Below are 24,967 nucleotides of genomic sequence, written 5' to 3'. Positions count from 1 at the left end.
GCCCCATCCCGGCCGACGACACAGATAGGAACCCGATTGGCTCTCACCTCCGACGTCAAAGACGAACTCACGAAGGTCGAGATCAGCAAGACCACCGTCCGGGCGGCCGAGCTCGCGACGATCCTCCGGTTCTCCGGCGGTCTTCACCTGATCAGCGGCCGGATCGCGGTGGAGAGCGAACTCGACACCCCTGAGCTCGCCCGGCGGGTGCGCAAAGACCTCGCCGAGCTCTACGGCGTGCGCAGCGACGTGTCCGTGATCTCCGCATCCGGGCTGCGCCGCACCAGCCAGTACCTCGTGCGGGTGCTCGATGGCGGCGAGACCCTCGCTCGTCAGACCGGGCTCCTGGATGCTCGCCGCCGCCCCATCCGCGGCCTGCCCAACCGGCTCACCACGGGCTCGCGCGACGAGCTCGCCGCCGTGTGGCGCGGCGCCTTCCTCGCGCACGGATCGCTGACCGACCCCGGACGCTCTGCGGCGCTCGAGGTCACCTGCCCGGGTAACGAGTCGGCCATGGCCCTGGTCGGCGCCGCCGGCCGGCTCGGCATCGCCGCCAAGGCCAGGGAAGTGCGCGGGGTGCACCGCGTCGTCATCCGCGACGGTGACGCCATCAGCTCGATGCTGGTCCACATGGGCGCCACGAAGACGGTCGAGAACTGGGAGGCGCTGCGCCAGCGCCGGGAGGTGCGCGCCACCGCCAACCGGCTCGTCAACTTCGACGACGCCAACCTGCGCCGCTCCGCGCAGGCCGCCGTGGCCGCCTGCGCCCGGGTCGAGCGGGCGATGGAGATCCTTGCCGACGACGTGCCGGAGCACCTCCGCTACGCGGGAGAGCTGCGGCTCAACTTCCGCGACTCCAGCCTCGACGAGCTCGGGCACCACGCCGACCCGCCCATGACGAAGGACGCCGTCGCCGGCCGCATCCGCCGCCTCCTCGCGATGGCTGACAAGCGCGCCGCCGACCTCGGCATCCCCGGCACGGAGGCGAACCTCCCCGCCGACCTCGACGAGGTGTAACGTCCGGGAAGCAACCCGTGGCACGACCGGTTGCCCTTACTAGACTGAAGAAGTCGCTCGAAGCCCGTACCGAACCGCTCGGGCCGGGAACCACAAGAGGAGATGAGTAATGGCTGACTACACGCTCGCCGAACTTCCGTATGACTACTCGGCGCTCGAGCCGAACATCAGCGGACGGATCATGGAGCTCCACCACGACAAGCACCACAAGGCCTATGTCGACGGTGCGAACACCGCCCTCGCCAAGCTCGCCGAAGCTCGCGACGCCGATGACCTCACCTACGTGAACAAGCTGCAGAAAGACCTGGCGTTCAACCTCGCCGGCCACGTCAACCACACGGTCTTCTGGAACAACCTCTCGCCCGACGGCGGAGACAAGCCCACGGGTGAGCTCGCGGCCGCGATCGACGAGTTCTTCGGATCGTACGACAAGTTCCGCGCGCACTTCACGGCATCGGCACTGGGCATCCAGGGCTCCGGCTGGTCGATCCTCGCCTGGGACTCCCTCGGCCAGAAGCTGATCATCGAGCAGCTCTACGACCACCAGGGAAACCTTGCGGCGGCCACGATTCCGCTCCTGCTCCTCGACATGTGGGAGCACGCCTTCTACCTCGACTACGTCAATGTGAAGGCGGACTACGTCAAGGCGTTCTGGAACATCACCAACTGGGCCGACGTCGACCGTCGCTTCGTCAGCGCGCGCGAAAAGACCGCGGGCCTGCTGCTACTGTCGTAGCGGGGAGAGGTGTCCCGGAAGGGCTGCCTCCCGGGACACCGCCGTCCGTTTTCATCCCATACAAGTGCGCCGTCGGCGCCTCTCAGTAACAGGAGACATCTGTGTCCGTAAAGATCGGAATCAACGGGTTCGGTCGCATTGGTCGTAACTTCTTCCGCGCCGCGCTGGCCAAGGGGAGCGATCTCGAGATCGTCGCCGTCAACGACCTCACCGACAACAAGGCCCTCGCGCACCTTCTGAAGTACGACTCCATCACGGGTCGTCTGGATGCGACGGTCGAGCTCGAAGGCGACAAGATCGTCGTCAACGGCAAGCCGATCATCGTTCTCGAGGAGCGCGACCCGGCGAACCTCCCGTGGGCCGAGCTCGGCGTCGACATCGTCATCGAGTCCACCGGACGCTTCACCAAGTCGGACGACGCCCGCAAGCACATCGCGGGTGGCGCCAAGAAGGTCATCGTCTCGGCTCCCGCCAGCGGCGACGACGTCGCCACGATCGTCCTCGGCGTCAACGAGCAGACCTACGACAGCGCGGTGAGCGACATCATCTCCAACGCTTCGTGCACGACCAACTGCCTCGCGCCGCTCGCCAAGGTGATGCTCGACAACTTCGGCATCGAGCGCGGTCTGATGACCACGGTCCACGCCTACACCGCCGACCAGAACCTGCAGGACGGCCCGCACAGCGACCTCCGCCGCGCCCGCGCCGCCGCCGCGAACATCATCCCGACCTCCACCGGTGCGGCCAAGGCGCTCGGCCTGGTCATCCCGGAGCTCGTCGGCAAGCTTGACGGCTACGCCCTCCGCGTGCCCGTCATCACCGGCTCGATCACCGACCTCACGGTCGAGGTTTCGAAGCCCGTCACCGTGGCCGAGATCAACGCGGCGTACAAGGCGGCCTCCGAGGGTCCCCTCAAGGGAATCCTCAAGTACACCGAAGACCCGATCGTCTCGACCGACATCGTGAGCGACCCGCACTCGTCGATCTTCGACGCCGGCCTGACCAAGGTCATCGGCACGCAGGTCAAGGTCGCGTCGTGGTACGACAACGAGTGGGGCTACTCCAACCGTCTCGTCGACCTGACCGAGTACGTGGCCGAGCGCCTCTAACCACCAGGGAACCGACGTGACGCTACGCACACTTGATTCACTCGGTTCGCTCGCCGGCAAGCAGGTCATCGTCCGCTGTGATCTGAACGTTCCTCTGCAGGACGGTCAGATCACGGACGATGGCCGCGTGCGAGCGTCGATTCCCACCCTGAACGCCCTGATCAACCAGGGCGCGAAGGTGGTCGTGATCTCCCACCTGGGCCGCCCCGAGGGCGCGCCCGATGCGAAATACAGTCTGGCGCCGGTCGCCCAGCGACTCTCCGAGCTGCTGGGCAAGCCGGTGACGTTCGCGCGCGACACCGTGGGCGGAGGCGCCGAAGAAGCTGTCGCCGCACTGCAGGACGGCGACGTCGCGTTGCTGGAGAACCTCCGGTTCAACCCGGGGGAGACCAGCAAAGACCAGTCAGAGCGCGCGGCCTTCGCGGGCAAGCTCGCGGCCTTCGGAGACGCGTTCGTCTCCGACGGCTTCGGCGTCGTCCACCGCAAGCAGGCGAGCGTCTACGAGCTCGCCCAGGCTCTCCCCAGCGCGGCCGGCCTGCTGATCGCGACGGAGCTCGACGTGCTCGAGCGCCTCACCGAGAAGCCCGAGCGCCCCTACGTGGTCGTTCTCGGCGGCTCGAAGGTGTCCGACAAGCTCGGCGTGATCGGGCACCTGCTGCCTCGTGTCGACTCGCTGCTCATCGGCGGAGGCATGCTCTTCACGTTCCTCGCGGCCCTCGGCCACACAGTGGGGTCGAGCCTGCTCGAGGCCGACCAGATCGACACCGTCAAGGGCTACCTGGCCACGGCCAAGGAGCTCGGCGTCGAGATCGTGCTGCCGCGGGATGTGGTGGTCGCGTCGAAGTTCAGTGCGGACGCCGAGCACGTGGTGCGTCCGATCGACGGCATCGAGGACACCGACTGGGGTGCGAACGGCCTCGGCCTCGACATCGGCCCCGAGACCGCGCAGCTGTTCTCCGAATACGTGCGCGCCGGTCGCACGGTGTTCTGGAACGGCCCGATGGGCGTGTTCGAGCTGGCGCCGTTCGCAGCGGGCACCAAGGCGGTCGCCCAAGCACTCACGGAGGTCGACGGTCTCGGTGTCGTCGGCGGAGGCGACTCCGCCGCTGCCGTTCGGGCGCTCGGCTTCTCCGACGACCAGTTCGGTCACATTTCTACGGGTGGCGGTGCGAGTCTCGAGTTCCTCGAGGGCAAGCACCCGCCGGGACTGGAGGTCCTCGGATGGCAGCAGTGAGCTCGTCGGTGCGGCGTACGCCGCTCATCGCCGGCAACTGGAAGATGAACCTCGATCACCTGCAGGCGATCGCGGTCGTCCAGAAGCTGGCGTGGAGTCTCAAAGACGCCGGTCACGACTTCTCAGCGGTCGAGGTCTCGGTCTTCCCGCCGTTCACCGATTTGCGCAGCGTGCAGACCCTGGTGTCCGCGGACAAGCTCCCGATCGCGTTCGGCGGTCAGGACGTCTCCGAGCACGAGTCCGGCGCGTACACGGGCGAGATCGCGGCTTCCTTCCTTGCCGCCCTCGAATGCCGCTATGTGATCATCGGACACTCCGAGCGCCGCACCCTGCACGGTGAGACCGACGAGCAGGTCGCCGGCAAGGTCGCGGCGGCCCTCGAGCACAACCTCGCCCCGATCATCTGCGTCGGCGAGACGGCGGAAGACCTGGAGTTGCACGGCGCCAGCGCCGTTCCCGTCGCTCAGCTGCGCACGGCCTTGTCCAAGGTCACCTCGGCCGCCGACATCGTCGTGGCCTACGAGCCTGTGTGGGCGATCGGGTCCGGTCAGGCCGCGACGCCCGAGCAGGCCGAACAGGTCGCCGCCGCGCTGCGCGCCGTCCTCGTCGAGGTGCTGGGCGAAGACGTGGCGGCCAAGACGCGCATCCTGTACGGCGGCTCGGTGAAGTCGAGCAACATCGCGAGCTTCATGCGTGAGCCCAATGTCGACGGCGCGCTCGTGGGTGGCGCCAGTCTCGACGTGACCGAGTTCACCAGCATCATCCGCTACCAGAAGCACGTCGGACTCTAGACTCCGCGAAACCGCGGGCGGCTCGGGGAGTCGCCTGCGGTTATACTGGTCGTTGGTCTTCCCGGGCGTCTGACCCGGTCGCATTGCGAAAGGTTTCTCGTGCAAATTCTCCAGGTCGTCCTGCAGGTTCTGCTGGGCATCACCAGCCTCCTGCTGACGCTGCTCATCCTCCTGCACAAGGGGCGTGGCGGCGGACTCTCCGACATGTTCGGCGGCGGCGTGACCTCCAACCTCGGTGCATCCGGCGTCGCGGAGCGCAACCTCAACCGCATCACGGTGATCCTGGGCCTGATCTGGATCACCTGCATCGTCGTCCTCGGCCTCATCACGAAGTTCGATTCCGGCGCGTAAGCGCGCCAGTAAACACAGCGAGGAGCAGCATGGCATCCGGAGGAAGTGCAATTCGGGGTTCGCGCGTCGGCGCAGGCCCGATGGGGGAGCAGGACCGCGGTTTCCACGCGGAACGGATCTCGGTCTCGTACTGGGACGCCCTCGGTAACGAGACGGTCCGCCACTTCGCGGCCAATCTCCCCGACGAGGAGATCCCCGAGGTCATCGATTCGCCGTCGTCGGGCCTTCCCGCCGGCCGCGACAAGGAGAACCCTCCGTCGGTGGCCAAGCTCGAGCCGTACAAGACCCACCTGGCATACGTCAAAGAGCGTCGCACCGAAGAAGAGGCGGAACAGCTCCTCGAAGACGCGCTCAACCAGCTCCGCGCCCGACGCGGCAAGCTGAGCGCCGCCAACTAGAGCGTTTGCGAAAAGCCTAGAGCGTTCGCGAAAAGCCCCGCCAGTCCCTGACCGACGGGGCTTTTCGCGTGCCGCCGACGAGAAGGGGTCCCGAACCACCACTTCACGTCTTCGAGGCGGCACACTGGGACCACTCGTTCGGCAGGGACTCCCAGCGGTGACGAACCCGGGGACGAAGACCGGCAACGACGAAGCCCCGCGGTCCATGGGATCGCGGGGCTTCGTGCGTCGCTCAGTAGCTGGGGGCGATGAGGTTCTCGGGAACGTCGACTGCCGCTTCGTTGTCGACGAAGAACACGGTGCGCTTGCGGCCCTTCGCGCCGGCCACGGGGACCTCGGTGTAGCTGGCGCCGGCCAGCGCGAGGCCCAGAGCCGACGCCTTGTCGGCGCCGGCCAGCACGAGCCAGATGCGATCCGAGGCATTGATCACCGGACGCGTGAGGCTGAGACGCTCGGGCGGCGGCTTCGGAGCGTCACGAACGGACACGACGGTCGCCTCGGTCTCGCGGATGCCCGAGCGATCGGGGAACAGCGAGGCGATGTGGCCGTCCGGCCCGACGCCGAGGAAGGTGATGTCGAACCGGGGGTGACGGGCGCCATCCGGAGCGAACGCCTCGAGTTCTGCAGCGTAGACCGCCGCCGCCTCGTCGATGTCGGCGATTTCGTCGGAGGCCGGGAACGGGTGGATGTTCTCCGGCGGAACGGCGATGTGGTCGAGCAGTGCCTCACGGGCCTGCTTCTCGTTTCGGTCGTCGCTGTTCTTGGGGACGAAACGCTCGTCGCCCCACCAGAAATGCACCTTGGTCCAGTCGACGCTGTCGCGTGCAGGCGAGCTGTTGACCGCTTCGAGAACAGCGATGCCGACGGTTCCGCCGGTCAGAGCGACGTTCGCTTCGCCGAGGTCGTCGAGGATGTCGACGGTCTTGGTCAGGAAGCGGGCGGCGACAGAGCCGGTGAGCGCTTGTTTATCGGGGTGGACAAGCACCCGCCGTTCGTTCGTCATGCCGTGGTGCCCACTCCCAGGTCGTTGGCCTCGAGCTGATCGAGGCCTTTGGTGATCACCTCACCGTACAGATCATCGGGGTCCAGCCTACGCAATTCCTCGGCGAGGCAGTCACGGAGGCTCCGGCGCGGCAACGACAGGTCGTGTGTCGGCTGGTTGGGCTGTGACAGCCGGGCGATGTTCGGGATCTCCCGTTCGAGCTCGATGATGCCGGCGCGCCTGGCCATCCGCACGCCGTGGATGCCGCTCGAGCCGGTGGCGCGCGACGTGAGGTCGTGCTGGACCGGCACCTGGAGCTGCAGCGACAGCCACGCGGCGAGCAGCACCGTCGAGGGCGAGTCGGCGGCTCCGGCGACCTCCACGCTCTCGACCGGCTCGTACGGCGGCTGGTCGAGCACAGCGGCGAGCTGAGCGCGCCACAGGGTGAGGCGGGTCCAGGCGAAGTCCGTGTCGCCCGGGGCATAGGTCTTCGCCAGGTGCCGCAGGGCCTCCTGCGGGTCGGGCTGCGCCGACGCGTCGGTGATGCGCCGGGTGGCGATGCGCCCGAGCGGCGACTTCGAGACGACGGCCGGGGCCAATCCCGGCCACCAGACGACCACGGGGGCGTCGGGGAGGAGCAGGCCGGTGACCAGTCCCTCTTCGTCGCTCGCGGTGGCCCCGTAGGCGCGGAGCACGATGACCTCGCTCGCGCCGGCGTCGCCGCCGACCCGGATCTGAGCATCCACTCGGCCGTCGCCGTCGGAGGAGCGCTCCTCCTCGGTCGAGACCACGATCACGCGCATCGGATGCTCGCGCGACGCGTCGTTGGCGGCCTCGATAGCCTCCTCCTCCTCGCCGAGGTGCGTTGCGATCACCAGCGTCAGCACGCGGCCGAGAGCGACAGCGCCGCCCTCTTCGCGGATCTTGACGAGGGCTTTCGAGACTTTGCTCGTTGTCGTGTCGGGCAGGTCGACGATCATGGGCGCCTCCAGGTTCGGCCGTCGCGGGCGAGCAGTTCGTCGGCCGAGCTCGGTCCCCACGTTCCGGGACGGTACTGCTCGGGCTGACCCAGGGTCGCCCAGTACTCTTCGATCGGGTCGAGGATCATCCAGGAGAGCTCGACTTCTTCATGACGCGGGAACAGCGGCGGTTCGCCGAGCAGCACATCGAGGATGAGACGCTCGTACGCTTCGGGGCTCGCCTCGGTGAATGCGTGCCCGTAGCCGAAGTCCATGCTCACGTCACGCACCTGCATGCCGGCGCCGGGGACCTTCGAGCCGAAGCGGATGGTCACCCCTTCGTCGGGCTGCACACGGATGACGAGCGCGTTCTGGCCGAGCGCGGAGGTCTGGCTCTCCGCGAACAGCTGCTGCGGCGCACGCTTGAACACGACGGCGATCTCCGTGACGCGGCGGCCGAGGCGCTTGCCCGCTCGCAGATAGAACGGCACTCCGGCCCAGCGGCGCGTGCCGATCTCCAGCTTGATGGCTGCGTAGGTCTCGGTCGTCGACTCGGGGTTCATCCCGTCTTCTTCGAGGAAGCCCACGACCTTCTCGCCGCCCTGCCAGCCGCTTGAGTACTGTCCCCGGGCGGTGGAGGTGCTGAGGTCGGCGGGCAGGCGAACCGCCGCCAGGACCTTCTCCTTCTCGGCGCGCAGGTGGTCTGCGTTGAACGAGATGGGCTCCTCCATGGCCGTGAGGGCGAGGAGCTGCAGGAGGTGGTTCTGGATGACGTCGCGGGCGGCGCCGATTCCGTCGTAGTAGCCGGCGCGGCCTCCCACGCCGATGTCTTCGGCCATCGTGATCTGCACGTGGTCGACGTAGTTGGCGTTCCAGAGCGGCTCGTACAGCTCGTTGGCGAATCGCAGCGCCAGGATGTTCTGCACGGTCTCTTTGCCGAGGTAGTGGTCGATGCGGAACACCGCGTCGGGCGGGAACACCGACTCCACGACCGCGTTGAGCTCGCGGGCCGTCTTGAGGTCGCTTCCGAACGGCTTCTCGATGACGACGCGGCGCCAGCCGCCGCCCTCCTTCTGGTCGGCCAGCCCGGAGCGGCGCAGCTGCTCGGTGACGAGCGGGAACGCCTTGGGCGGGATCGACAGGTAGAAGGCGTGGTTGCCCATCGTTCCGCGCTCGGTGTCGAGGGTCTCGACGACCTCCTTGAGACGCTCGAAGGCCTTCTCGTCGTCGAACTCGCCCGGCACGAACCGGATGCCCTGAGCGAGCTGCTGCCACACGTCTTCTTGGAACGGGGTTCGCGCGTACTGCTTGACCGCCTCGTACACGACCTTCTCGAAGTCCTGGTCCTCCCAGTCGCGGCGTGCGAACCCGACCAGCGAGAAGCCGGGCGGGAGCAGGCCGCGATTGGCGAGGTCGTAGACGGCAGGCATCAGCTTCTTGCGGGACAGGTCGCCTGTCACGCCGAAGATGATGAGGCTGCTCGGACCAGCGATGCGGTTGAGGCGGCGATCGGAGGGCAACCGCAACGGGTTGAACTCCGGGGTGATTTCCACCGGGGACATGAAGCTCCTTGGATGCGGGGAGAGCGCTGCTAGTTGACGGCCTCGAACAGCGGGACCAGGTTGGCCTCGGGGTCCGTCAGGTTCAGGGTGAGGACGGGGCGTCCGTGCTCGCCGAGCACGCTCGCGTCGCCCGCGGCCTGCGCCTGGATGAGCTGACCGAAGGTGAACGGGCGGTCGGGGATCGCCAGGTCTTCCGCCGGGTTCTCGGTGATCTGCAGGAACACGCCGACAGCGGGTCCGCCCTTGTGGAACTGGCCGGTCGAGTGCAGGAACCGCGGTCCCCATCCGAAGGTCACCGGACGCTTCGCCGAGGGGGCGAGGAGGTCGCGGAGACCGGCGAGCTGGGGGAGCGCGATGCGGTCGACGTAGGCCTGGATCGACACGTAGCCATCCGGTCCGAGCTGCGCCAGCAGGGCGTTGATCGCCGCGTCGAGCGTCGCGGCACCACCGAGGAAGTCACCCGTGGTGCGCACTTCGATGCCATCGGCGACGAACGCCGGCGTGACGGGCTCGGGGCGGTTGTCGAGCAGCGAGCGTGCGGCGACCTTGGCGGCCTCCACGTCGGGCTGGTCGAACGGGTTGATGCCGAGCAGGCGTCCGGCGACCGCGGTCGCGAACTCCCACACCAGGATCTGGCCGCCGAGGCTGCCGGAGACGAGGATCTCGCCCTCGTGGCGGTTGCTCGGGAACAGGTGGTGGGCTTCCGCGTTGTCGACGAGGCGCACGATCTGCAGGTCGGGCAGGTTCATCCCGAGCTCCGGCGAGAGGGGGTCGAGGACGACCGGGAGGATGCCTGTGCCATCCTTGCCGGTGGACTCAGCGATCAGCTGCTCCGCCCAGTCGGCGAAGCCGACGATGTGCGTGCCGTCGGAGATGATGCCCAGTTTGTCGCGGAGCGGGTTGGTGCCGGCGATGGCCGCAGCGAGGATGAGCCCCGGGTTGGTCGGGTCGTCGATCGCGAGCTCGAGGGACATCGTCTCGGCCTCTTCGAGCAGCTCTTCGAGGTCGACACCGGCGAGTCCGGACGGGACGAGACCGAACGCCGTGAGCGCCGAGTAGCGGCCGCCCACGTCAGGGTCGGCGTTGAACACGCGGTAGCCGGCTTCGCGGGCCGACGCGTCGAGCGGCGATCCGGGGTCGGTCACGACGACGATGCGCTCGCGCGGGTCGATGCCGGCGTCGGAGAACCACTTCTCGTAGATGCGACGTTGGCTGTCGGTCTCGAGGGTCGAGCCCGACTTGCTCGAGATGACGACGGCGGTGCTCGCCAGGCGGTCGCGGAGGGCCGACAGCACCTGACCCGGCTCGGTGGAGTCGAGCACGGTGAGCTCGACTCCGGAGGTGCGGGTGATGACCTCGGGGGCGAGCGACGAGCCGCCCATCCCGCCGAGAACGATGTGGTCGATTCCCTTCGAGCGCAGTTCGTCGCGGAGAGCGTTGATCTCCGGCACGAGCGGACGCGAGTTCGCGACTGCTTCGGTCCAGCCGAGGCGTTTCGCGGCCTCGGGCTCGGCGGCGGGACCCCACAGCGCGGGGTCCTGAGCAGTGATGCCGGAGGCGACCAGATCGGTCACCAGCTGCGGGACGACCCGCTTGACCGCTTCTTCAGCGGCGCCGGTCACGTGGATCCTGAAGCTCATTTCGCCGCCTCCAGCGCTTTCGTGACGGTTTCGAGGAGTTCGTTCCAGGAGACGTTGAACTTCTCGACGCCCTCCTTCTCGAGGAGCTCGGTGACCTCGTCGTACGAGATGCCGAGCGCGTCGAGCGCATTGAGGACCTGGTTGGCGTCGTCGTAGTTGCCGGTGACCGTGTCGCCGGTGATGACGCCGTGGTCGAAGGTCGCGTCGAGCGTCTTCTCCGGCATCGTGTTGACGGTGTTCGGGGCGACGAGCTCGGCCACGTAGAGCGTGTCCGGCAGGCTCGGGTCCTTGACGCCGGTGGATGCCCACAGCGGGCGCTGCTCGTTGGCGCCTGCGGCGACGAGGGCCTGCGCCCGCTCGCTCGCGAACTCCTGCTCGAAGACCTGGTAGGCGAGTCGCGCGTTGGCGACGCCGGCCTTGCTCTTGAGCGCGAGCGCCTCGTCGGTGCCGATGGCGGTCAGGCGCTTGTCGATCTCGGTGTCGACGCGCGACACGAAGAACGAGGCGACCGACCGGATGCCCGCCAGGTCGATGCCGGCGGCCTTGGCCTTCTCGAGTCCCGTGAGGTACGCGTTGATGACCTCGCGGTAGCGCTGCAGGCTGAAGATCAGTGTGACGTTGACGCTGATGCCGGCCGCGATCGTCTCGGCGATGGCCTCCAGGCCTTCGACCGTGGCGGGGATCTTGATCAGCACGTTGGGCTTGTCGATCTTGGCGGCGAGCTTCTTGGCCTCGGCGATGGTGCCCGCGGCGTCATGCGCCAGGCCCGGCTCGACCTCGATGGACACGCGGCCGTCGAGGCCGTCGGTGCGCTCGTAGATGTCGTGGAAGATGTCGCTGGCCGCGGCCACGTCGTCGGTCGTGATCTCGAAGACCGCGTCGACGACCGAGGCGCCGGCGGCGGCGAGCCGGCGGACCTGCTCGTCATACGCCTCGCCCTTCGAGAGTGCGGCGGCGAAGATCGTCGGGTTCGTGGTCACGCCGACCACGTTCTTCTCGGCGATGAGCGCCTGGAGTCCGCCCGTCTTGATGCGCTCACGAGAGAGGTCGTCGAGCCAGATGCTGACGCCGGCGGCGGAGAGCTGTGCGGTGGGGGTGGTGTCGGTCATGTCTTCTGTTTCTCCTGTTGTGCCCGCGCTCAAAGCGACGCGAGCGATTCTTTGACGGCGGCGACGGCGTGCTCGGTGGTCATGCCGAACTCGCGGAACAGGGTCTTGTAGTCGGCTGAGGCGCCGAAGTGCTCGATCGAGACGCTGCGGCCGTGGTCGCCCACGTAGGCGCGCCAGGTGAGGGCGAGGCCGGCCTCGATGGACACGCGGGCCTTGACGGCTGCCGGTAGCACCGACTCCTTGTACTCGTCGCTCTGCTCTTCGAACCATTCGAGGCTCGGGGCCGAGATGACGCGGGCGTTGATGCCCTCGCCCCTCAGCACCTCGCGGGCGTCGACGGCGATCTGCACCTCGGAGCCGGTGGCGATCAGCAGCACGTCCGGCGTGCCGTTCGGCGCCTCGGCGAGGATGTAGGCACCCTTCACGACGTTCTTGGCCGATGCGAAGGTCTCGCCCGTGGCGTCGCCGTCGCCGCGCGCGAACACCGGGATGTTCTGGCGCGTGAGGGCGATGCCCGCCGGTCCCTTGCGACGCTCCAGGATGTGCTTCCAGGCGTAGGCGACCTCGTTGGCGTCGCCCGGGCGCACGACGTCGAGCTGCGGAATCGCGCGCAGGGCGGCGAGCTGCTCGATCGGCTGGTGCGTCGGGCCGTCTTCGCCGAGCGCGACGGAGTCGTGCGTCCAGACGAAGATCGACGGCGCCTTCATGAGGGCGGCGAGACGGACGGCCGGGCGCATGTAGTCGCTGAAGATGAGGAAGGTGCCACCGAACGCGCGGGTCGGGCCGTGGAGCACGATGCCGTTCAGGATGGCCGCCATGGCGTGCTCGCGGATGCCGAAGTGCAGCACGCGGCCGTAGGGGTTGCCCGCCCACTCGTGCGTCGAGTGCTCCGTGGGGACGAAGGATGCGGCACCTTCGATCGTGGTGTTGTTCGACTCCGCGAGGTCGGCCGAACCGCCCCACAGCTCCGGGATGATCGCGCCGAGTGCGTTGAGGACCTTGCCGCTGGCGGCGCGGGTCGAGACGTCTTTGCCGGCCTCGAACACCGGGAGCGCCTCCTCGACGCCCTCGGGAAGGGCGCCGGTGAGAAGTCGGTCGAGGAGCTGCTTGCGCTCGGGGTTGGCCGCAGCCCAGGCGTCGAAGCCCTTCTGCCACGCAGCGTGCTCGTCGGCGCCGCGGTCCACGGCCTTGCGGGTGTGCTCGAGGACCTCGTCGGCGACCTGGAAGGTCTGCTCGGGGTCGAAGCCGAGGACCTCCTTGACGGCGCGCAGCTCGTCGGCGCCGAGGGCGGAACCGTGGATCTTGCCTGTGTTCTGCTTCTTGGGCGCGGGCCAGCCGATGATCGTCTTGAGGATGATCAGCGACGGCTTGTCGGTGACGGCCTGGGCCGCGAGGATCGCGGCGTACAGCTCCTGCACGTCTTCGTGGTAGACGCCCGTCTTCTTCCAGTCGACGACCTGCACGTGCCAGTGGTAGGCCTCGTAGCGCGCCTTGACGTCTTCGGTGAAGGCGATGTTGGTGTCGTCTTCGATCGAGATCTGGTTGCTGTCGTAGATCGCGATGAGGTTGCCCAGCTCCTGGTGGCCGGCGAGCGACGAAGCTTCGCTGCTGACACCCTCCTGCAGGTCGCCGTCTCCGGCGATCACATAGACGAAGTGGTCGAACGGGCTCGTGCCCGGGTCGGCCTCCGGGTCGAACAGCCCACGCTCGAAACGGCTCGCATATGCGAAACCGACGGCGGAGGAGATGCCCTGACCGAGTGGTCCGGTGGTGATCTCCACGCCGTCGGTGTGTCCGTATTCGGGGTGTCCGGGAGTGAGCGAGCCCCAGGTTCGGAGTGCCTTGAGGTCGTCGAGCTCGAGGCCGTATCCGCCGAAGTAGAGCTGGATGTACTGGGTGAGCGAGCTGTGACCCGCCGAGAGGATGAAGCGGTCGCGCCCCAGCCAGTGCTGGTCGTGCGGATCGCGGCGCATCACCTTCTGGAACAGGAGGTAGGCAGCCGGGGCGAGGCTCATGGCGGTGCCGGGATGCCCGTTGCCCACCTTCTCGACCGCATCCGCCGCGAGGACGCGAACGGTGTCTACTGCCTTGTTGTCAATGGGATCCCATTGCAGAGCTGCCACGTGAAACTGACCCTTCGTAGAGATGGTGAGGGCCGTCGTGGTCCCGCACCGATTGAGGTAGTGCGCGCCGTGGACGTCATCGGCACCTCGGCCGCATCGTTCGCGTCCTACAAAAGAACGGGGGATGAGTCGGCTTCGGCTGGCGAGCACCTCCAAGTATAGGTAACACGCACGAAACGTGGAGTGTTCCGGCTCCTGCTTGTGGATAACCGCGGAGCAGAGTAGGCGGAGGCGATATCGTAGACTCGTCGGGGGTCATCGAGTCGTTAGAGGAGCAATGGACGTCGCTGTAGAGAGCCGTGTCGAGCCGGGCCGCATCGGCTTCGGTCGCAAGCTGAAGGCGTACGTCGCTCTGACCAAACCGCGCGTCGTCGAACTCCTCCTCGTCACGACCGTGCCCACGATGATCCTGGCTCAGAACGGCATCCCGAACCTCTGGCTGGTGCTCGCGACGGTCGTCGGCGGCTACATGAGCGCCGGCTCGGCGGGCGCCTTCAACTGCTACATCGACCGCGACATCGACCGCGTGATGAAGCGCACGCGCAACCGTCCGCTCGTCACGGGGGAGCTGAGCGACCGTGAGGCGCTCGTGTTCGCCTGGGGCCTCGGCATCGCGTCGATCCTCGTGCTCGGCCTCTTCGCCAACTGGCTCGCCGCGGGCCTCTCGCTGGTCGCCATCCTGCTCTACGTCGTGTTCTACACGCTCATCCTCAAGCGCCGCACTCCGCAGAACATCGTCTGGGGCGGAGTCGCCGGCTGCATGCCCGTGCTCATCGGCTGGGCCGCCGTCACCGGCTCGCTCGACTGGGCCCCGTTCATCCTGTTCGGCGTCATCTTCCTCTGGACCCCGCCGCACTACTGGCCGCTCTCGATGAAGTACCGGGAGGACTACAAGGAGGCGGGCGTGCCGATGCTGGCCGTCGTGCGCGGCCGCGCCGTCGTCGGTCTGCAGGTCATCCTCTACGCGTGGGCCATGGTCGCGTGCTCCCTGCTGCTCATCCCGGTGGCGCACATGGGGCTCCTCTACACCGCGGTCGCGCTGGTCGCGGGCGGCTGGTTCCTCTACGAGTCGCACCGCCTCTACAACCTCTCGATCCGCCACGAGACGGTGTCGCCGATGCGTGTGTTCCACGGCTCGATCGCCTATCTCACCCTGATCTTCCTGGCCGTCGCGATCGATCCGCTGCTCCCGTTCTGACCATGATCCGGCTGCGCACGCCGCGGCTCGTGCTCGATGCGCCGCGCGAGGGCGACATCGACGCGGTCTTCCGGGCGTGTCAGGACGCGCAGATCCACGAGTGGGTGCCGCTGCCCGACCCGTACACGCACGAGAGTGCGGAGTTCTTCGTCCGCAGCTATGTGCCGCACGGAGAGGCGAGCGGGGCGTTCACGGTGTGGGCCGTCCGGCTCGACGACGATCCGCTGATCGGCGTCGTCGAGGTGCGCCGTGACCGCGCTGCGGGCTCGGCGTCGCTCGGATGCTGGCTGGCGGCTCCGGCGCGAGGCAACGGTTACATGCACGAGGCGCTCTCACGAGTCGTCGAGCACGCGCTCGACCCGCAGGGGCTGGGATTCTCCCGCCTGCGCTGGGAGTACCTGCTGGGCAACGAGACGAGCAAGCACCTCGCCGAATCCGTCGGATTCGAGTTCGATCCGTCGACGGCTCACGAGGTCGTGTTCCACGGCCGCATGCGGCACGCCGTCGTGGGATACCTGGGCTCAGGCGGTGGGGGCGCCCGACGCGGCCGACGGGGCTGACGCGGGAACCGCATCCGGAACCGTCGCCAACGGCGCCTTGAGTGCGAGCACGACCGCGGTCATGGCGGCGGCCAGCATCGCGGCCAGCGTCAGGTGGATGCCCACCAGGATCGGGGGCAGCCCCGTGTTCGCCTGGATCAGCCCGACGGCGATCTGCAGGACCTCCACGGCGAGCAGGTACATCGTGTACCGGTGCACAGGCGTGGTCCGGATGCGCAGCGAGCCGATCACGAGCACGAGTGTCAGCGCGAACGTCACGTACGCCGGGATCGCATGCACGTGCTGCAGGATCTCCGGGTCGAGGCCGTTGCGGGGAGCCTTGGCGTCGCCGGCGTGGGGGCCGGACCCGGTCGTGAGGATGCCGACGAGGATCGTGAGAGCGACCACGAAGCTCGTGAGGTGCGCGGTGATGGCGAACCAGCGCGGGACCGCGCGCTCACGCGGACCGGGCACGGCGTAGACGCGCACCAGGAAGGCGGTGCACAGCGCGACGAGCACCATGGACACGACGAAGTGCAGCCCGACGACGTACGGGTTGAGGTCGGTCAGCACGCTCAGACCGCCGATGACGGCCTGCATCGGGATGCCGAGACCCGCGAGGAGGGTGAGCCAGAACAGGTCGGGGCGCTGCTTGCGGATGCGCAGCACGGCCACGAACGCGACGATCGCGATGATGCCGAGCAGGACGCCGAGGAGCCGGTTGCCGAACTCGATGACGCCGTGGATGCCCATCTCTGGCGTGTTGACGAGCGAGTTGCCGGTGCAGCTGGGCCAGGTCGGGCAGCCGAGGCCGCTGCTGGTGAGCCGCACCAGGCCGCCGGTGCCGACCAGCACGATCTGGGCGACGAGGTACACCCAGGCGATCACTCGCAGCCTGACATCGACTCGATCGGGCAGCCAAGCGGTGATGCGGTTCATTCTCGGGGGGTTTTCCTTGCTTCTGGATCGGATACTCGGCCAACGTGCAGGCGCGCCTCTACTATTACCGCGCCGCACCTGTAGAATTGGTGGGTTCGAGAAACGCGCCGTTCATGCGCGTGTCCGCACCGCTTTCCCGTGGTGCGGCCGGGGCAACGTCGCCCGTGTCCTTGAACAGTTTAGGTACGCACACCAGCCACCCGCACAATCACGAACCGTTTCGGCAGACGCCTGTCAGCCGTGAAGGGGAATGAGCCGGATTGATAGCCGGTTACGAGTGGTAGGAAACGAGGTAGATATGTCAGACATCCTGATCGACCGCCCCGAACTCGAGAGCCTTGGGCAATACGAGTTCGGCTGGGCGGATTCCGACGCAGCGGGTGCCTCAGCACGCCGCGGGATCTCGCCGGAGGTGGTGACCGACATCTCCGCGCTCAAGAGCGAGCCGGAGTGGATGCTGCAGCGCCGGCTCAAGGCCCTCCAGCTCTTCGAGCGCAAGCCGATGCCCACCTGGGGCGCCGACCTGTCGGAGATCGACTTCGACAACATCAAGTACTTCGTGCGTTCCACGGAGAAGCAGGCCCAGACCTGGGAGGACCTGCCCGACGACATCAAGAACACCTACGAGAAGCTCGGCATCCCCGAGGCCGAGCGTCAGCGTCTCGTCGCCGGCGTCGCCGCGCAGTACGAGTCCGAGGTGGTATACCACCAGATCAACGAAGAGCTCGAGGCTCAGGGCGTGATCTTCATGGACACCGACACGGCGCTGCGCGAGCATCCGGAGTTCTTCGAAGAGTACTTCGGCACGGTCATCCCGAGCGGCGACAACAAGTTCGCGGCGCTCAACTCCGCGGTGTGGTCGGGCGGCTCGTTCGTCTACGTCCCGCCGGGTGTGCACGTCGACATCCCGCTGCAGGCCTACTTCCGCATCAACACGGAGAACATGGGCCAGTTCGAGCGCACGCTCATCATCGCCGACGAGGGCAGCTACGTGCACTACATCGAAGGATGCACGGCGCCGATCTACAAGTCGGACTCGCTGCACTCCGCTGTGGTCGAGATCATCGTCAAGAAGAACGCCCGCGTCCGTTACACGACGATCCAGAACTGGTCGAACAACGTCTACAACCTCGTCACCAAGCGCGCCACGGCCGCCGAGGGCGCGACGATGGAGTGGATCGACGGCAACATCGGCTCCAAGGTGACGATGAAGTACCCGTCGATCTACCTGATGGGGGAGCACGCCAAGGGCGAGACCCTCTCCGTCGCATTCGCCGGCCCCGGCCAGCACCAGGATGCGGGCGCCAAGATGATCCACATGGCTCCCTACACGCAGTCGTCGATCGTCTCCAAGTCGATCGCCCGTGGCGGCGGCCGTGCCGGCTACCGCGGTGAGGTCCGGGTGGACGCGAACGCGCACCATGCCGCCAACACCGTGCGCTGCGACGCTCTGCTCGTCGACTCGATCTCGCGGTCCGACACGTATCCGGCCATCGACATCCGCGTCGACGACGTGCAGCTCGGCCACGAGGCGACGGTGTCGCGCGTGAGCGAGGAGCAGCTGTTCTACCTCATGTCGCGCGGCATGCCCGAAGACGAGGCCATGGCCATGATCGTGCGCGGGTTCATCGAGCCGATCGCACGCGAGCTCCCCATGGAGTACGCACTCGAACTCAACAAGCTCATCGAGATGGGCATGGAAGGATCCGTCGGCTAAATGACCTCCGCCAGCACTCCGACGAAGACCATCGACACCGACAGACCGGCCGCGCCCACGCACCTGCGCAGCGCCGTGCCCGTTCAGACGCGCTCCGATCGTTTCCACTCCACGAACGTGGCCGACTTCCCCGACGTCACGGGTCGTGAGGCCGGGTGGAAGTACACCCCGGTCGCGCGCATCGCCGAACTGATCTCGGGCGAGCTCGACGGCTCGCCGTACGCCTACGAGGCGACCACCGCCCCCGGCGTGACCACCTCGTGGACCGCGCGCGACGACGCCCGCATCGGCTCGGCCGGCAAGCCGGAGGATCGCGCCTCGGCCAACGCCTGGACCGGGTTCGAGCAGGCCCTCGTGATCTCGATCGCGGGGGAGGACGCGAAAGAGGTGACCGTCACGCGGTCGGCGCTGGGCAACGGCGCGCGAGCCGCTCACACGATCATCGAGGCGGCCCCGTTCAGCCGGGCCACCCTCATCCTGCAGAACGACGGCCCGGCACACCTCGCCGAGAACGTCGAGCTGCTGATCGGCGACGGTGCGCACATCACCGTCGTCTCGGTGCAGGAATGGGACGACGACGCGCTCCATGTGGCGACGCACTTCGCGTCCCTCGGTCGCGACGCCCTCCTGAAGCACGTGGTCGTCACCCTGGGTGGCGGCGTCGTCCGCATCAATCCGACCGCCCACCTCGTCGGCACCGGATCCGACGCCGAGCTGTACGGGGCGTACTTCGCGGATGCCGGCCAGCACCTCGAGCAGCAGGTCTACGTCTTCCACGACGCGGCCAACACGCGCAGCCGGGTCACCTACAAGGGTGCTCTGCAGGGCGCGGGCGCTCGCACGGTCTGGATCGGCGACGTGCTCATCGGCCCGAAGGCCGTCGGCACCGACACCTACGAGCAGAACCGCAACCTGGTCCTCACCGACGGCGCCCGCGCCGACTCGGTGCCGAACCTCGAGATCGAGACCGGGGACATCGTCGGCGCCGGCCACGCCAGCGCCACCGGCCGGTTCGACGACGAGCAGCTCTTCTACCTGCAGTCCCGGGGGATCACCGAAGACGAGGCACGCCGCCTGGTCGTTCGCGGTTTCCTCTCGGAGATCGTGCAGCAGATCGGCTCGCCCGCCCTGCAGGAACGACTGCAGGCTGCGATCGAGGCGGAGCTCGAAGCCGTCGCGGTAGCGGCCGGCTGATGCCCGTCCGTATCTGCTCGATCGACGAGCTCGTAGAGAATCAGGCGTCGCGCGTCGTCATCGACGGCGTGCCGATCGCGGTGGTCAAGGACTCCGACGGTCACGTCCACGCCATCGGCGACACCTGCACCCACGGCGAGATCTCGCTGGCGGAGGGCTTCGTCGAAGGCGAGACCCTCGAATGCTGGGCCCACGGCTCGCAGTTCTCGCTGGTCTCGGGCAAGCCCATCAACCTCCCGGCGTACGAGCCGGTTCCCGTCTACCCGGTCGAGATCATCGACGGAGACGTCTACATCGACCCGAATGCAACGAAAGAGATTTAGATCCATGTCAGTTCTCGAAATCCGCGACCTCCACGTCACCGTGGAGACCGAGCAGGGCACCAAGCCGATCCTGAACGGCGTCGACCTCGTCATCCGCGAGGGCGAGATCCACGCGATCATGGGACCGAACGGTTCCGGCAAGTCCACGCTGGCCTACACGATCGCCGGTCACCCGAAGTACAAGGTCACCCAGGGCACCATCACGCTCGACGGTGCGGACGTGCTCGCGATGACCGTCGACGAGCGCGCCCGTGCAGGCCTCTTCCTGGCCATGCAGTACCCGGTCGAGATCCCCGGCGTCACCAACACCAACTTCCTGCGCACCGCGAAGACCGCGATCGACGGCGAGGCCCCCTCGATCCGCAGCTGGGTCAAAGACGTGCGCGAGTCGATGAACAAGCTCCGCATGGACAGCTCGTTCGCGGAGCGCAACGTCAACGAGGGCTTCTCGGGCGGCGAGAAGAAGCGCAACGAGATCCTCCAGCTCGAACTGCTCAAGCCCAAGTTCGCGGTGCTCGACGAGACCGACTCCGGCCTCGACGTCGACGCTCTCAAGGTGGTCTCCGAGGGCGTCAACCGCGCCAAGGAGAACACCGGCCTGGGCATCCTGCTCATCACCCACTACACCCGTATCCTGCGCTACATCGAGCCGGACTTCGTGCACGTGTTCGTCGCCGGCCGGGTGGCCGAGGAGGGCGGCCCCGAGCTCGCCGAGCGTCTCGAAGAAGAAGGCTACGACCGTTTCGTGGATGCTCCGGAGCCCGCCAAGGCCGACGCTCTGGATTCGGATGCTCCGGTCAGCGCGGAAGCGTAGGCTGAGAGCATGCCCGCCACATTAGCCCCCGCGCTCTTCGACCAGGTCGAAGAGGCGCTGAAGAACGTCATGGACCCTGAACTGGGCATCAACGTCGTCGACCTGGGCCTGATCTACGACCTGGCCTGGGACGAGGAGAACAACGCGCTCATCATCTCGATGACGCTGACCTCCGCCGGCTGCCCGCTCACCGACGTGCTCGAGGAGCAGACGGCCGAATCCCTCGACGGCATCGTGGAGGCATTCCGCATCAACTGGGTGTGGATGCCGCCGTGGGGCCCCGAGCGGATCACCGACGACGGGCGCGACATGATGCGCGCTCTCGGATTCGCAATCTGACCATGACGACGTGGCCCCGGCTGAAGCCGGGGCCTCCTTCGTGTTGTGCCGCAATATACTGATGACTTCCCCCCGACGAATGAAAGTGGATGACGCCTGTGCTCACCGTGCACGACCTTGAGCTCAGAGTCGGAGCCCGCCTCCTGATGGAGAACGTGAGCTTCCGCGTGGCCGCCGGAGACAAGATCGGTCTCGTCGGACGCAACGGCGCCGGCAAGACCACCCTCACGAAGGTGCTCGCCGGCGATCTCCTGCCCAACGGCGGCAAGGTGGAGCGCAGCGAGAACCTCGGCTACCTGCCGCAGGACCCGCGTTCCGGAAACCTCGACGACCTGGCCCGCACGCGCATCCTGGACGCCCGCGGGCTCGGGTCGATCGTGCTCGGCATGCAGCAGGCGACCCACGACATGGCCAGCTCCGACTCCGCGGTCTCCGACGCGGCGATGAAGAAGTACGGCCGGCTGGAGGAGAGCTTCCACATGCTCGGCGGGTACGCGGCGGAGGCGGAGGCCGCGTCGATCGCGAGCAACCTCAACCTGCCCGACCGCATCCTCGACCAGCCGCTCAAGACGCTCTCCGGCGGTCAGCGCCGCCGCATCGAGCTGGCGCGCATCCTGTTCTCGGACGCGCAGACGATGATCCTCGACGAGCCCACGAACCACCTCGACGCCGATTCCGTCGTCTGGCTGCGCGACTTCCTCAAGAACTACTCGGGCGGGTTCATCGTCATCTCGCACGACGTCGAGCTCGTGGGGGAGACGGTCAACCGCGTCTTCTATCTCGACGCGAATCGCCAGCACATCGACATCTACAACATGGGCTGGAAGCACTACCAGCGCCAGCGGGCGGCCGACGAGGAACGCCGCAAGAAGGAACGCTCCAACGCCGAGAAGAAGGCCGGCGCGCTGCAATTGCAGGCCGCCAAGTTCGGTGCCAAGGCCTCGAAGGCGGCAGCCGCCCACCAGATGGTCGCCCGTGCCGAGAAGCTACTCTCCGGACTGGACGACGTGCGCGTGGCCGACCGCGTGGCCAAGCTGCGGTTCCCGACGCCGGCGCCCTGCGGCCGCACGCCCTTGCAGGCCAGCGACCTCTCCAAGAGCTACGGGTCGCTCGAGATCTTCACCGCCGTCGACCTCGCGATCGACCGCGGCTCCAAGGTGGTCGTGCTCGGACTGAACGGCGCGGGCAAGACCACGCTGCTCCGGATGCTCGCCGGAGTCGACGCCCCCGACACCGGCCAGGTCGAGCCCGGGCACGGTCTGCGCATCGGCTACTACGCGCAGGAGCACGAGACCATCGACGTGGAGCGCTCAGTGCTCGAGAACATGGTGTCGTCGTCCCCGAACCTCACAGAGACCGAGGCGCGTCGCGTGCTCGGCTCCTTCCTGTTCACCGGCGACGACTCGCACAAGCCAGCGGGTGTGCTCTCCGGCGGCGAGAAGACGCGTCTCGCGCTGGCGATGATCGTCGTCTCCGGCGCCAACGTGCTGCTGCTCGACGAGCCCACGAACAACCTCGACCCCGCGAGCCGCGAGGAGATCCTGGATGCGCTTGCCCACTACGAGGGCGCGGTCGTGCTGGTCAGCCACGACGAGGGCGCCGTCGAGGCGCTGAACCCCGAGCGGGTCCTGATCCTGCCCGACGGCGTCGAGGACCACTGGAACCGCGACTACCTGGACCTCATCTCGCTGGCGTGAGCCGAGCGGCTGCTGCTGCAGCGGCAGCCACCTGAGCCGACCTCAGCGCGTGGCGTCGAGCAGGTCGTCCTCCACGTCGGCGTCGGTGCGCCGCAGCGCACGCTTGCGCTGGCGCTCCGCCGCCCGGGCCTTCTCCTCGGGGTCGTCCTCGTTGCGCTTGCGGTACTCCGTGCGCAGCGCGTAGCCGAGACCGAAGAAGCCGATCAGCGCGAAGATGATCCACTGGATCATGTACGACCAGTGAAGGCCCTCGTCCTGCGTGGGCGGGTCGGTGACCGTCGGCACCGGCGCGGACGCCGGCGACGGCTTCTGCGAGTCGAGCAGGCCGTAGGCGCCCGTGTACACGTCGGCGCCGCCCAGCTTCTGCTTGACGACGGAGAGCTGGATCGTGCCGACCTGTTTGCCGGATGCGGAACGCCCCGGGATGCCCGGCTCGCTCGGCTTCAGGCGCGCGATGACGGTGACTGTGCCTGACGGGGCAGCCGGGACGGAGTCGGGGGAGTCGTCCGAGTTGCCTGTGGGCACCCAGCCGCGGTCGACGATGAAGAGGGCTCCGCTCGCGGTGCGCAGCGGTGTGAGCACCTCGAAGCCGGGGCCGCCGTTGAACGGCCGGTTGCGCACGAGCAGCTCGTGGTCGCGCTCGTAGGTGCCCGTGACGGTGACGCGCGTCCACTCCTGCTTCGAGCTGAACGCGTCGAGCCCGGACAGCTCGTCGGTGAGCGGCACCGGATGCGAGTCGAAGTTCGCGGAGATCAGCGCGTTGGCCGCCGCCGCCTCCTTGCTGCGGGCGAGCTGCCACGCCGACAGGCCGGCGCAGGCGATCGCGAACGCGATCGCGAAGGCCAGGTAGCCGAGCCAGCGGCGCGAGAACGCGAAGCCCCAGCCGCCGCTCACGCGGTCGACCTCTCGTCGGACACGGCCAGGACAGTCAGCGGGAAATCACGCGCGGCGAGGAACTCCCGGAGGAAATCGACGTGCTCGTCGCAGGCGAGCCAGACCTTCACACGATCGGCGGTGTGGATCTTGGGATTGCGCCATTCGATGCGCCACGTGGCCGTGTCGGAGCATCCGGCGCGCGAGCAGGTCAAAGCCTCTGGCTCTCCGAACCCGATCACTCGTCGTCGCCTTTCGTGTCGTCGTGGGACTCCGCAGACGGCGGAGGTACCAGGGGAAGGATATTGCCTGGCCGCTGAACGTCCGCTTTGCGCGGGTCGGTCGAGACGTTCGCGATGACCACCGCGAAGTAGGGGAGGAAGACAGCGCCGATCGCCGGGATGATGACCCACCAGCCGGGGACGAACAGGATCGAGATGATGCAGAGCACACGGATGCCCATGGCGACCGAATACTTGATCATCCGGTTGCGTCGCTCTTCGTCGGGCGAGAGCGGAAGATTCGTGATCGACTGCTGCTGATGCTTCATGTGCGTTGCCCCCAGCCTACGTCCATAAACTGGTACCCGTTCCGTTCGAGAGGATATTGAATGACCACCCCACGCACTGTGCTCGTCACCGGAGGAAACCGCGGGATAGGCTACGCGATCGCTGAGGAGTTCGTCGCCCGAGGGTACCGGGTCGCCGTCACCGCCCGCTCGGGCGAAGGTCCTGAGGGAACTCTCACGGTACGCGCCGATGTGACCGACAGCGAGGCCATCGATGCCGCGTTCACAGAGATCGAAGAGAAGCTCGGACCGGTGGAGGTCGTGGTGGCGAACGCCGGGATCACCCGCGACACACTCCTGATGCGCATGACCGCCGAGGACTTCGACACGGTCGTCGACACCAACCTCGGGGGGTCGTTCCGGGTCATCAAGCGCGCGTCGAAGGGGATGCTCAAAGCGCGTTTCGGTCGCATCGTGCTGATCTCGAGCGTGGTCGGCCTCTACGGCTCGGCCGGCCAGGTGAACTACGCCGCTTCGAAGGCAGGGCTCGTGGGAATGGCACGGTCGATCACGCGCGAGCTCGGCGCCAGAGGAATCACCGCCAACGTCGTCGCTCCCGGGTTCATCGAGACCGACATGACGGCGGCGCTGCCCGACACGCAGCAGGCCGAGTACAAGAAGAACATCCCGGCCGGCCGATTCGCGACCGCCTCCGAGGTCGCGAAGGTCGTGGCGTGGGTAGCCGGCGACGACGCCGGCTACATCTCCGGAGCGGTGATCCCCGTCGACGGCGGCCTCGGAATGGGCCACTAGCC

General features: G+C 67.5%; 26 protein-coding genes. 16 read left to right on the top strand and 10 right to left on the bottom strand.

Translation table 11 applies throughout. From position 1 onward, the window contains the following. The first annotated feature begins 36 nt into the window (after positions 1–36). The 7 genes from whiA (at position 37) to ACFVV5_RS04565 (ending at position 5,636) form a co-directional block, all read left to right on the top strand. Positions 37–1,017 (top strand): DNA-binding protein WhiA, encoded by a 981-nt coding sequence (gene whiA, locus ACFVV5_RS04595; RefSeq protein ID WP_387239632.1) that lies wholly within the window; start codon positions 37–39, stop codon positions 1,015–1,017. 109 nt (positions 1,018–1,126) lie between these two features. Next, entirely contained in the window at positions 1,127–1,753 is a 627-nt protein-coding gene (locus ACFVV5_RS04590; protein WP_387239629.1) for a superoxide dismutase, read from the top strand. A gap of 101 nt (positions 1,754–1,854) precedes the next feature. Continuing rightward, the gene (gene gap / locus ACFVV5_RS04585) at positions 1,855–2,862 is read left to right on the top strand and encodes a type I glyceraldehyde-3-phosphate dehydrogenase (RefSeq protein WP_387239626.1); all 1,008 of its coding nucleotides are present in this window, start codon (positions 1,855–1,857) and stop codon (positions 2,860–2,862) included. 16 nt (positions 2,863–2,878) lie between these two features. Then, positions 2,879–4,096, top strand: coding sequence for a phosphoglycerate kinase (locus tag ACFVV5_RS04580; protein ID WP_387239623.1), 1,218 nt, complete (start codon positions 2,879–2,881; stop codon positions 4,094–4,096). Further along, positions 4,084–4,887 carry a triose-phosphate isomerase gene (gene tpiA, locus ACFVV5_RS04575; RefSeq protein WP_387239620.1) on the top strand — a complete coding sequence of 268 codons (804 nt, stop codon included), beginning with the start codon at positions 4,084–4,086 and terminating at the stop codon, positions 4,885–4,887. The genes ACFVV5_RS04580 and tpiA overlap by 13 nt, the downstream gene beginning before the upstream one ends. Positions 4,888–4,986: 99 nt before the next feature. Next, positions 4,987–5,238 (top strand): preprotein translocase subunit SecG, encoded by a 252-nt coding sequence (secG, locus tag ACFVV5_RS04570; protein WP_271178736.1) that lies wholly within the window; start codon positions 4,987–4,989, stop codon positions 5,236–5,238. Positions 5,239–5,267: 29 nt separating this feature from the next. Beyond that, entirely contained in the window at positions 5,268–5,636 is a 369-nt protein-coding gene (locus tag ACFVV5_RS04565; protein WP_387239617.1) for an RNA polymerase-binding protein RbpA, read from the top strand. A gap of 232 nt (positions 5,637–5,868) precedes the next feature. On the opposite strand, the gene pgl is transcribed toward ACFVV5_RS04565, so the two are convergent. From pgl to tkt, 6 genes are read right to left on the bottom strand one after another with little or no spacing between them, the layout of a single operon-like run. Beyond that, the gene (gene pgl, locus ACFVV5_RS04560; RefSeq protein ID WP_387239614.1) at positions 5,869–6,639 is read right to left on the bottom strand and encodes a 6-phosphogluconolactonase; all 771 of its coding nucleotides are present in this window, start codon (positions 6,637–6,639) and stop codon (positions 5,869–5,871) included. Beyond that, positions 6,636–7,598 carry a glucose-6-phosphate dehydrogenase assembly protein OpcA gene (locus tag ACFVV5_RS04555; protein ID WP_387239611.1) on the bottom strand — a complete coding sequence of 321 codons (963 nt, stop codon included), beginning with the start codon at positions 7,596–7,598 and terminating at the stop codon, positions 6,636–6,638. Before ACFVV5_RS04555 ends, pgl begins: the two co-directional genes overlap by 4 nt. After that, entirely contained in the window at positions 7,595–9,139 is a 1,545-nt protein-coding gene (gene zwf, locus ACFVV5_RS04550) for a glucose-6-phosphate dehydrogenase (protein ID WP_387239609.1), read from the bottom strand. The genes ACFVV5_RS04555 and zwf overlap by 4 nt, the downstream gene beginning before the upstream one ends. A 29-nt stretch (positions 9,140–9,168) precedes the next feature. Next, positions 9,169–10,779: a glucose-6-phosphate isomerase gene (locus tag ACFVV5_RS04545; protein ID WP_387239606.1), complete on the bottom strand. Its 1,611-nt coding sequence runs from the start codon at positions 10,777–10,779 to the stop codon at positions 9,169–9,171. Further along, positions 10,776–11,888, bottom strand: coding sequence for a transaldolase (tal, locus tag ACFVV5_RS04540; RefSeq protein ID WP_387239603.1), 1,113 nt, complete (start codon positions 11,886–11,888; stop codon positions 10,776–10,778). The genes ACFVV5_RS04545 and tal overlap by 4 nt, the downstream gene beginning before the upstream one ends. Positions 11,889–11,917: 29 nt before the next feature. Beyond that, positions 11,918–14,011: a transketolase gene (tkt, locus tag ACFVV5_RS04535; protein ID WP_387239600.1), complete on the bottom strand. Its 2,094-nt coding sequence runs from the start codon at positions 14,009–14,011 to the stop codon at positions 11,918–11,920. A gap of 277 nt (positions 14,012–14,288) precedes the next feature. Here tkt and ACFVV5_RS04530 point away from each other — a divergent pair, with 277 nt between their 5' ends. Continuing rightward, the gene (locus ACFVV5_RS04530; protein WP_387239597.1) at positions 14,289–15,209 is read left to right on the top strand and encodes a heme o synthase; all 921 of its coding nucleotides are present in this window, start codon (positions 14,289–14,291) and stop codon (positions 15,207–15,209) included. Positions 15,210–15,211: 2 nt separating this feature from the next. Continuing rightward, a complete protein-coding gene (locus ACFVV5_RS04525) occupies positions 15,212–15,769 on the top strand; it encodes a GNAT family N-acetyltransferase (protein ID WP_387239594.1) in 558 nt (185 codons plus the stop codon). On the opposite strand, the gene ACFVV5_RS04520 is transcribed toward ACFVV5_RS04525, so the two are convergent. Further along, positions 15,731–16,687 (bottom strand): heme A synthase, encoded by a 957-nt coding sequence (locus ACFVV5_RS04520; RefSeq protein WP_387239591.1) that lies wholly within the window; start codon positions 16,685–16,687, stop codon positions 15,731–15,733. The two genes, ACFVV5_RS04525 and ACFVV5_RS04520, sit on opposite strands and share 39 nt — an antisense overlap. 298 nt (positions 16,688–16,985) lie before the next feature. On the opposite strand from ACFVV5_RS04520, the gene sufB reads away from it, so the two are divergent. The 6 genes from sufB to ACFVV5_RS04490 all read left to right on the top strand — a co-directional run bounded on the left by sufB (position 16,986) and on the right by ACFVV5_RS04490 (position 22,771). Beyond that, a complete protein-coding gene (sufB, locus tag ACFVV5_RS04515) occupies positions 16,986–18,404 on the top strand; it encodes a Fe-S cluster assembly protein SufB (protein ID WP_387239588.1) in 1,419 nt (472 codons plus the stop codon). Then, complete coding sequence (gene sufD / locus ACFVV5_RS04510) at positions 18,405–19,598, top strand: Fe-S cluster assembly protein SufD (RefSeq protein ID WP_387239585.1); 1,194 nt, start codon at positions 18,405–18,407, stop codon at positions 19,596–19,598. Further along, complete coding sequence (locus ACFVV5_RS04505) at positions 19,598–19,921, top strand: non-heme iron oxygenase ferredoxin subunit (protein WP_387239582.1); 324 nt, start codon at positions 19,598–19,600, stop codon at positions 19,919–19,921. Before sufD ends, ACFVV5_RS04505 begins: the two co-directional genes overlap by 1 nt. 4 nt (positions 19,922–19,925) lie before the next feature. Next, entirely contained in the window at positions 19,926–20,735 is an 810-nt protein-coding gene (gene sufC / locus ACFVV5_RS04500; protein WP_387239580.1) for a Fe-S cluster assembly ATPase SufC, read from the top strand. A gap of 9 nt (positions 20,736–20,744) precedes the next feature. Next, positions 20,745–21,074, top strand: coding sequence for a metal-sulfur cluster assembly factor (locus ACFVV5_RS04495; protein ID WP_387063772.1), 330 nt, complete (start codon positions 20,745–20,747; stop codon positions 21,072–21,074). 98 nt (positions 21,075–21,172) lie between these two features. Beyond that, positions 21,173–22,771: an ABC-F family ATP-binding cassette domain-containing protein gene (locus tag ACFVV5_RS04490; RefSeq protein ID WP_387240108.1), complete on the top strand. Its 1,599-nt coding sequence runs from the start codon at positions 21,173–21,175 to the stop codon at positions 22,769–22,771. Between the two features lie 42 nt (positions 22,772–22,813). Here the strand turns inward: ACFVV5_RS04490 and ACFVV5_RS04485 are convergent, their stop codons facing one another. Genes ACFVV5_RS04485 through ACFVV5_RS04475 form a run of 3 tightly spaced genes read right to left on the bottom strand, consistent with a single transcriptional unit; the run spans position 22,814 to position 24,194 of the window. After that, a complete protein-coding gene (locus tag ACFVV5_RS04485) occupies positions 22,814–23,665 on the bottom strand; it encodes an SURF1 family protein (RefSeq protein ID WP_387239577.1) in 852 nt (283 codons plus the stop codon). Continuing rightward, positions 23,662–23,886 carry a hypothetical protein gene (locus ACFVV5_RS04480; RefSeq protein ID WP_387239575.1) on the bottom strand — a complete coding sequence of 75 codons (225 nt, stop codon included), beginning with the start codon at positions 23,884–23,886 and terminating at the stop codon, positions 23,662–23,664. Before ACFVV5_RS04480 ends, ACFVV5_RS04485 begins: the two co-directional genes overlap by 4 nt. Beyond that, on the bottom strand, positions 23,883–24,194 hold the full coding sequence (locus ACFVV5_RS04475; RefSeq protein ID WP_387239572.1) for a DUF3099 domain-containing protein: 312 nt from the start codon (positions 24,192–24,194) through the stop codon (positions 23,883–23,885). Before ACFVV5_RS04475 ends, ACFVV5_RS04480 begins: the two co-directional genes overlap by 4 nt. A 60-nt stretch (positions 24,195–24,254) precedes the next feature. Between ACFVV5_RS04475 and fabG the strand changes: the two genes are divergently transcribed. Continuing rightward, on the top strand, positions 24,255–24,965 hold the full coding sequence (gene fabG / locus ACFVV5_RS04470; RefSeq protein ID WP_387239569.1) for a 3-oxoacyl-ACP reductase FabG: 711 nt from the start codon (positions 24,255–24,257) through the stop codon (positions 24,963–24,965). Positions 24,966–24,967: the final 2 nt, after the last annotated feature.

It is taken from the genome of Leifsonia sp. NPDC058248, from assembly GCF_042881905.1.
Classification (GTDB): Bacteria; Actinomycetota; Actinomycetes; order Actinomycetales; family Microbacteriaceae; genus Leifsonia.
Note: the sequence above shows the minus strand (reverse complement) of the source record. Positions and strands in the feature narration are given on the sequence as shown.

Coding starts and splice junctions, on each gene's coding strand:
- sufC (WP_387239580.1), top strand. CDS start 19,926: ATGTCAGTTCTCGAAATCCGCGACCTCCACGTCACCGTGGAGACCGAG.
- ACFVV5_RS04520 (WP_387239591.1), bottom strand. CDS start 16,687: ATGAACCGCATCACCGCTTGGCTGCCCGATCGAGTCGATGTCAGGCTG.
- tal (WP_387239603.1), bottom strand. CDS start 11,888: ATGACCGACACCACCCCCACCGCACAGCTCTCCGCCGCCGGCGTCAGC.
- fabG (WP_387239569.1), top strand. CDS start 24,255: ATGACCACCCCACGCACTGTGCTCGTCACCGGAGGAAACCGCGGGATA.
- ACFVV5_RS04525 (WP_387239594.1), top strand. CDS start 15,212: ATGATCCGGCTGCGCACGCCGCGGCTCGTGCTCGATGCGCCGCGCGAG.
- zwf (WP_387239609.1), bottom strand. CDS start 9,139: ATGTCCCCGGTGGAAATCACCCCGGAGTTCAACCCGTTGCGGTTGCCC.
- ACFVV5_RS04530 (WP_387239597.1), top strand. CDS start 14,289: ATGGACGTCGCTGTAGAGAGCCGTGTCGAGCCGGGCCGCATCGGCTTC.
- pgl (WP_387239614.1), bottom strand. CDS start 6,639: ATGACGAACGAACGGCGGGTGCTTGTCCACCCCGATAAACAAGCGCTC.
- ACFVV5_RS04505 (WP_387239582.1), top strand. CDS start 19,598: ATGCCCGTCCGTATCTGCTCGATCGACGAGCTCGTAGAGAATCAGGCG.
- ACFVV5_RS04495 (WP_387063772.1), top strand. CDS start 20,745: ATGCCCGCCACATTAGCCCCCGCGCTCTTCGACCAGGTCGAAGAGGCG.
- ACFVV5_RS04555 (WP_387239611.1), bottom strand. CDS start 7,598: ATGATCGTCGACCTGCCCGACACGACAACGAGCAAAGTCTCGAAAGCC.
- ACFVV5_RS04590 (WP_387239629.1), top strand. CDS start 1,127: ATGGCTGACTACACGCTCGCCGAACTTCCGTATGACTACTCGGCGCTC.
- sufD (WP_387239585.1), top strand. CDS start 18,405: ATGACCTCCGCCAGCACTCCGACGAAGACCATCGACACCGACAGACCG.
- ACFVV5_RS04565 (WP_387239617.1), top strand. CDS start 5,268: ATGGCATCCGGAGGAAGTGCAATTCGGGGTTCGCGCGTCGGCGCAGGC.
- ACFVV5_RS04545 (WP_387239606.1), bottom strand. CDS start 10,779: ATGAGCTTCAGGATCCACGTGACCGGCGCCGCTGAAGAAGCGGTCAAG.
- sufB (WP_387239588.1), top strand. CDS start 16,986: ATGTCAGACATCCTGATCGACCGCCCCGAACTCGAGAGCCTTGGGCAA.
- ACFVV5_RS04475 (WP_387239572.1), bottom strand. CDS start 24,194: ATGAAGCATCAGCAGCAGTCGATCACGAATCTTCCGCTCTCGCCCGAC.
- tpiA (WP_387239620.1), top strand. CDS start 4,084: ATGGCAGCAGTGAGCTCGTCGGTGCGGCGTACGCCGCTCATCGCCGGC.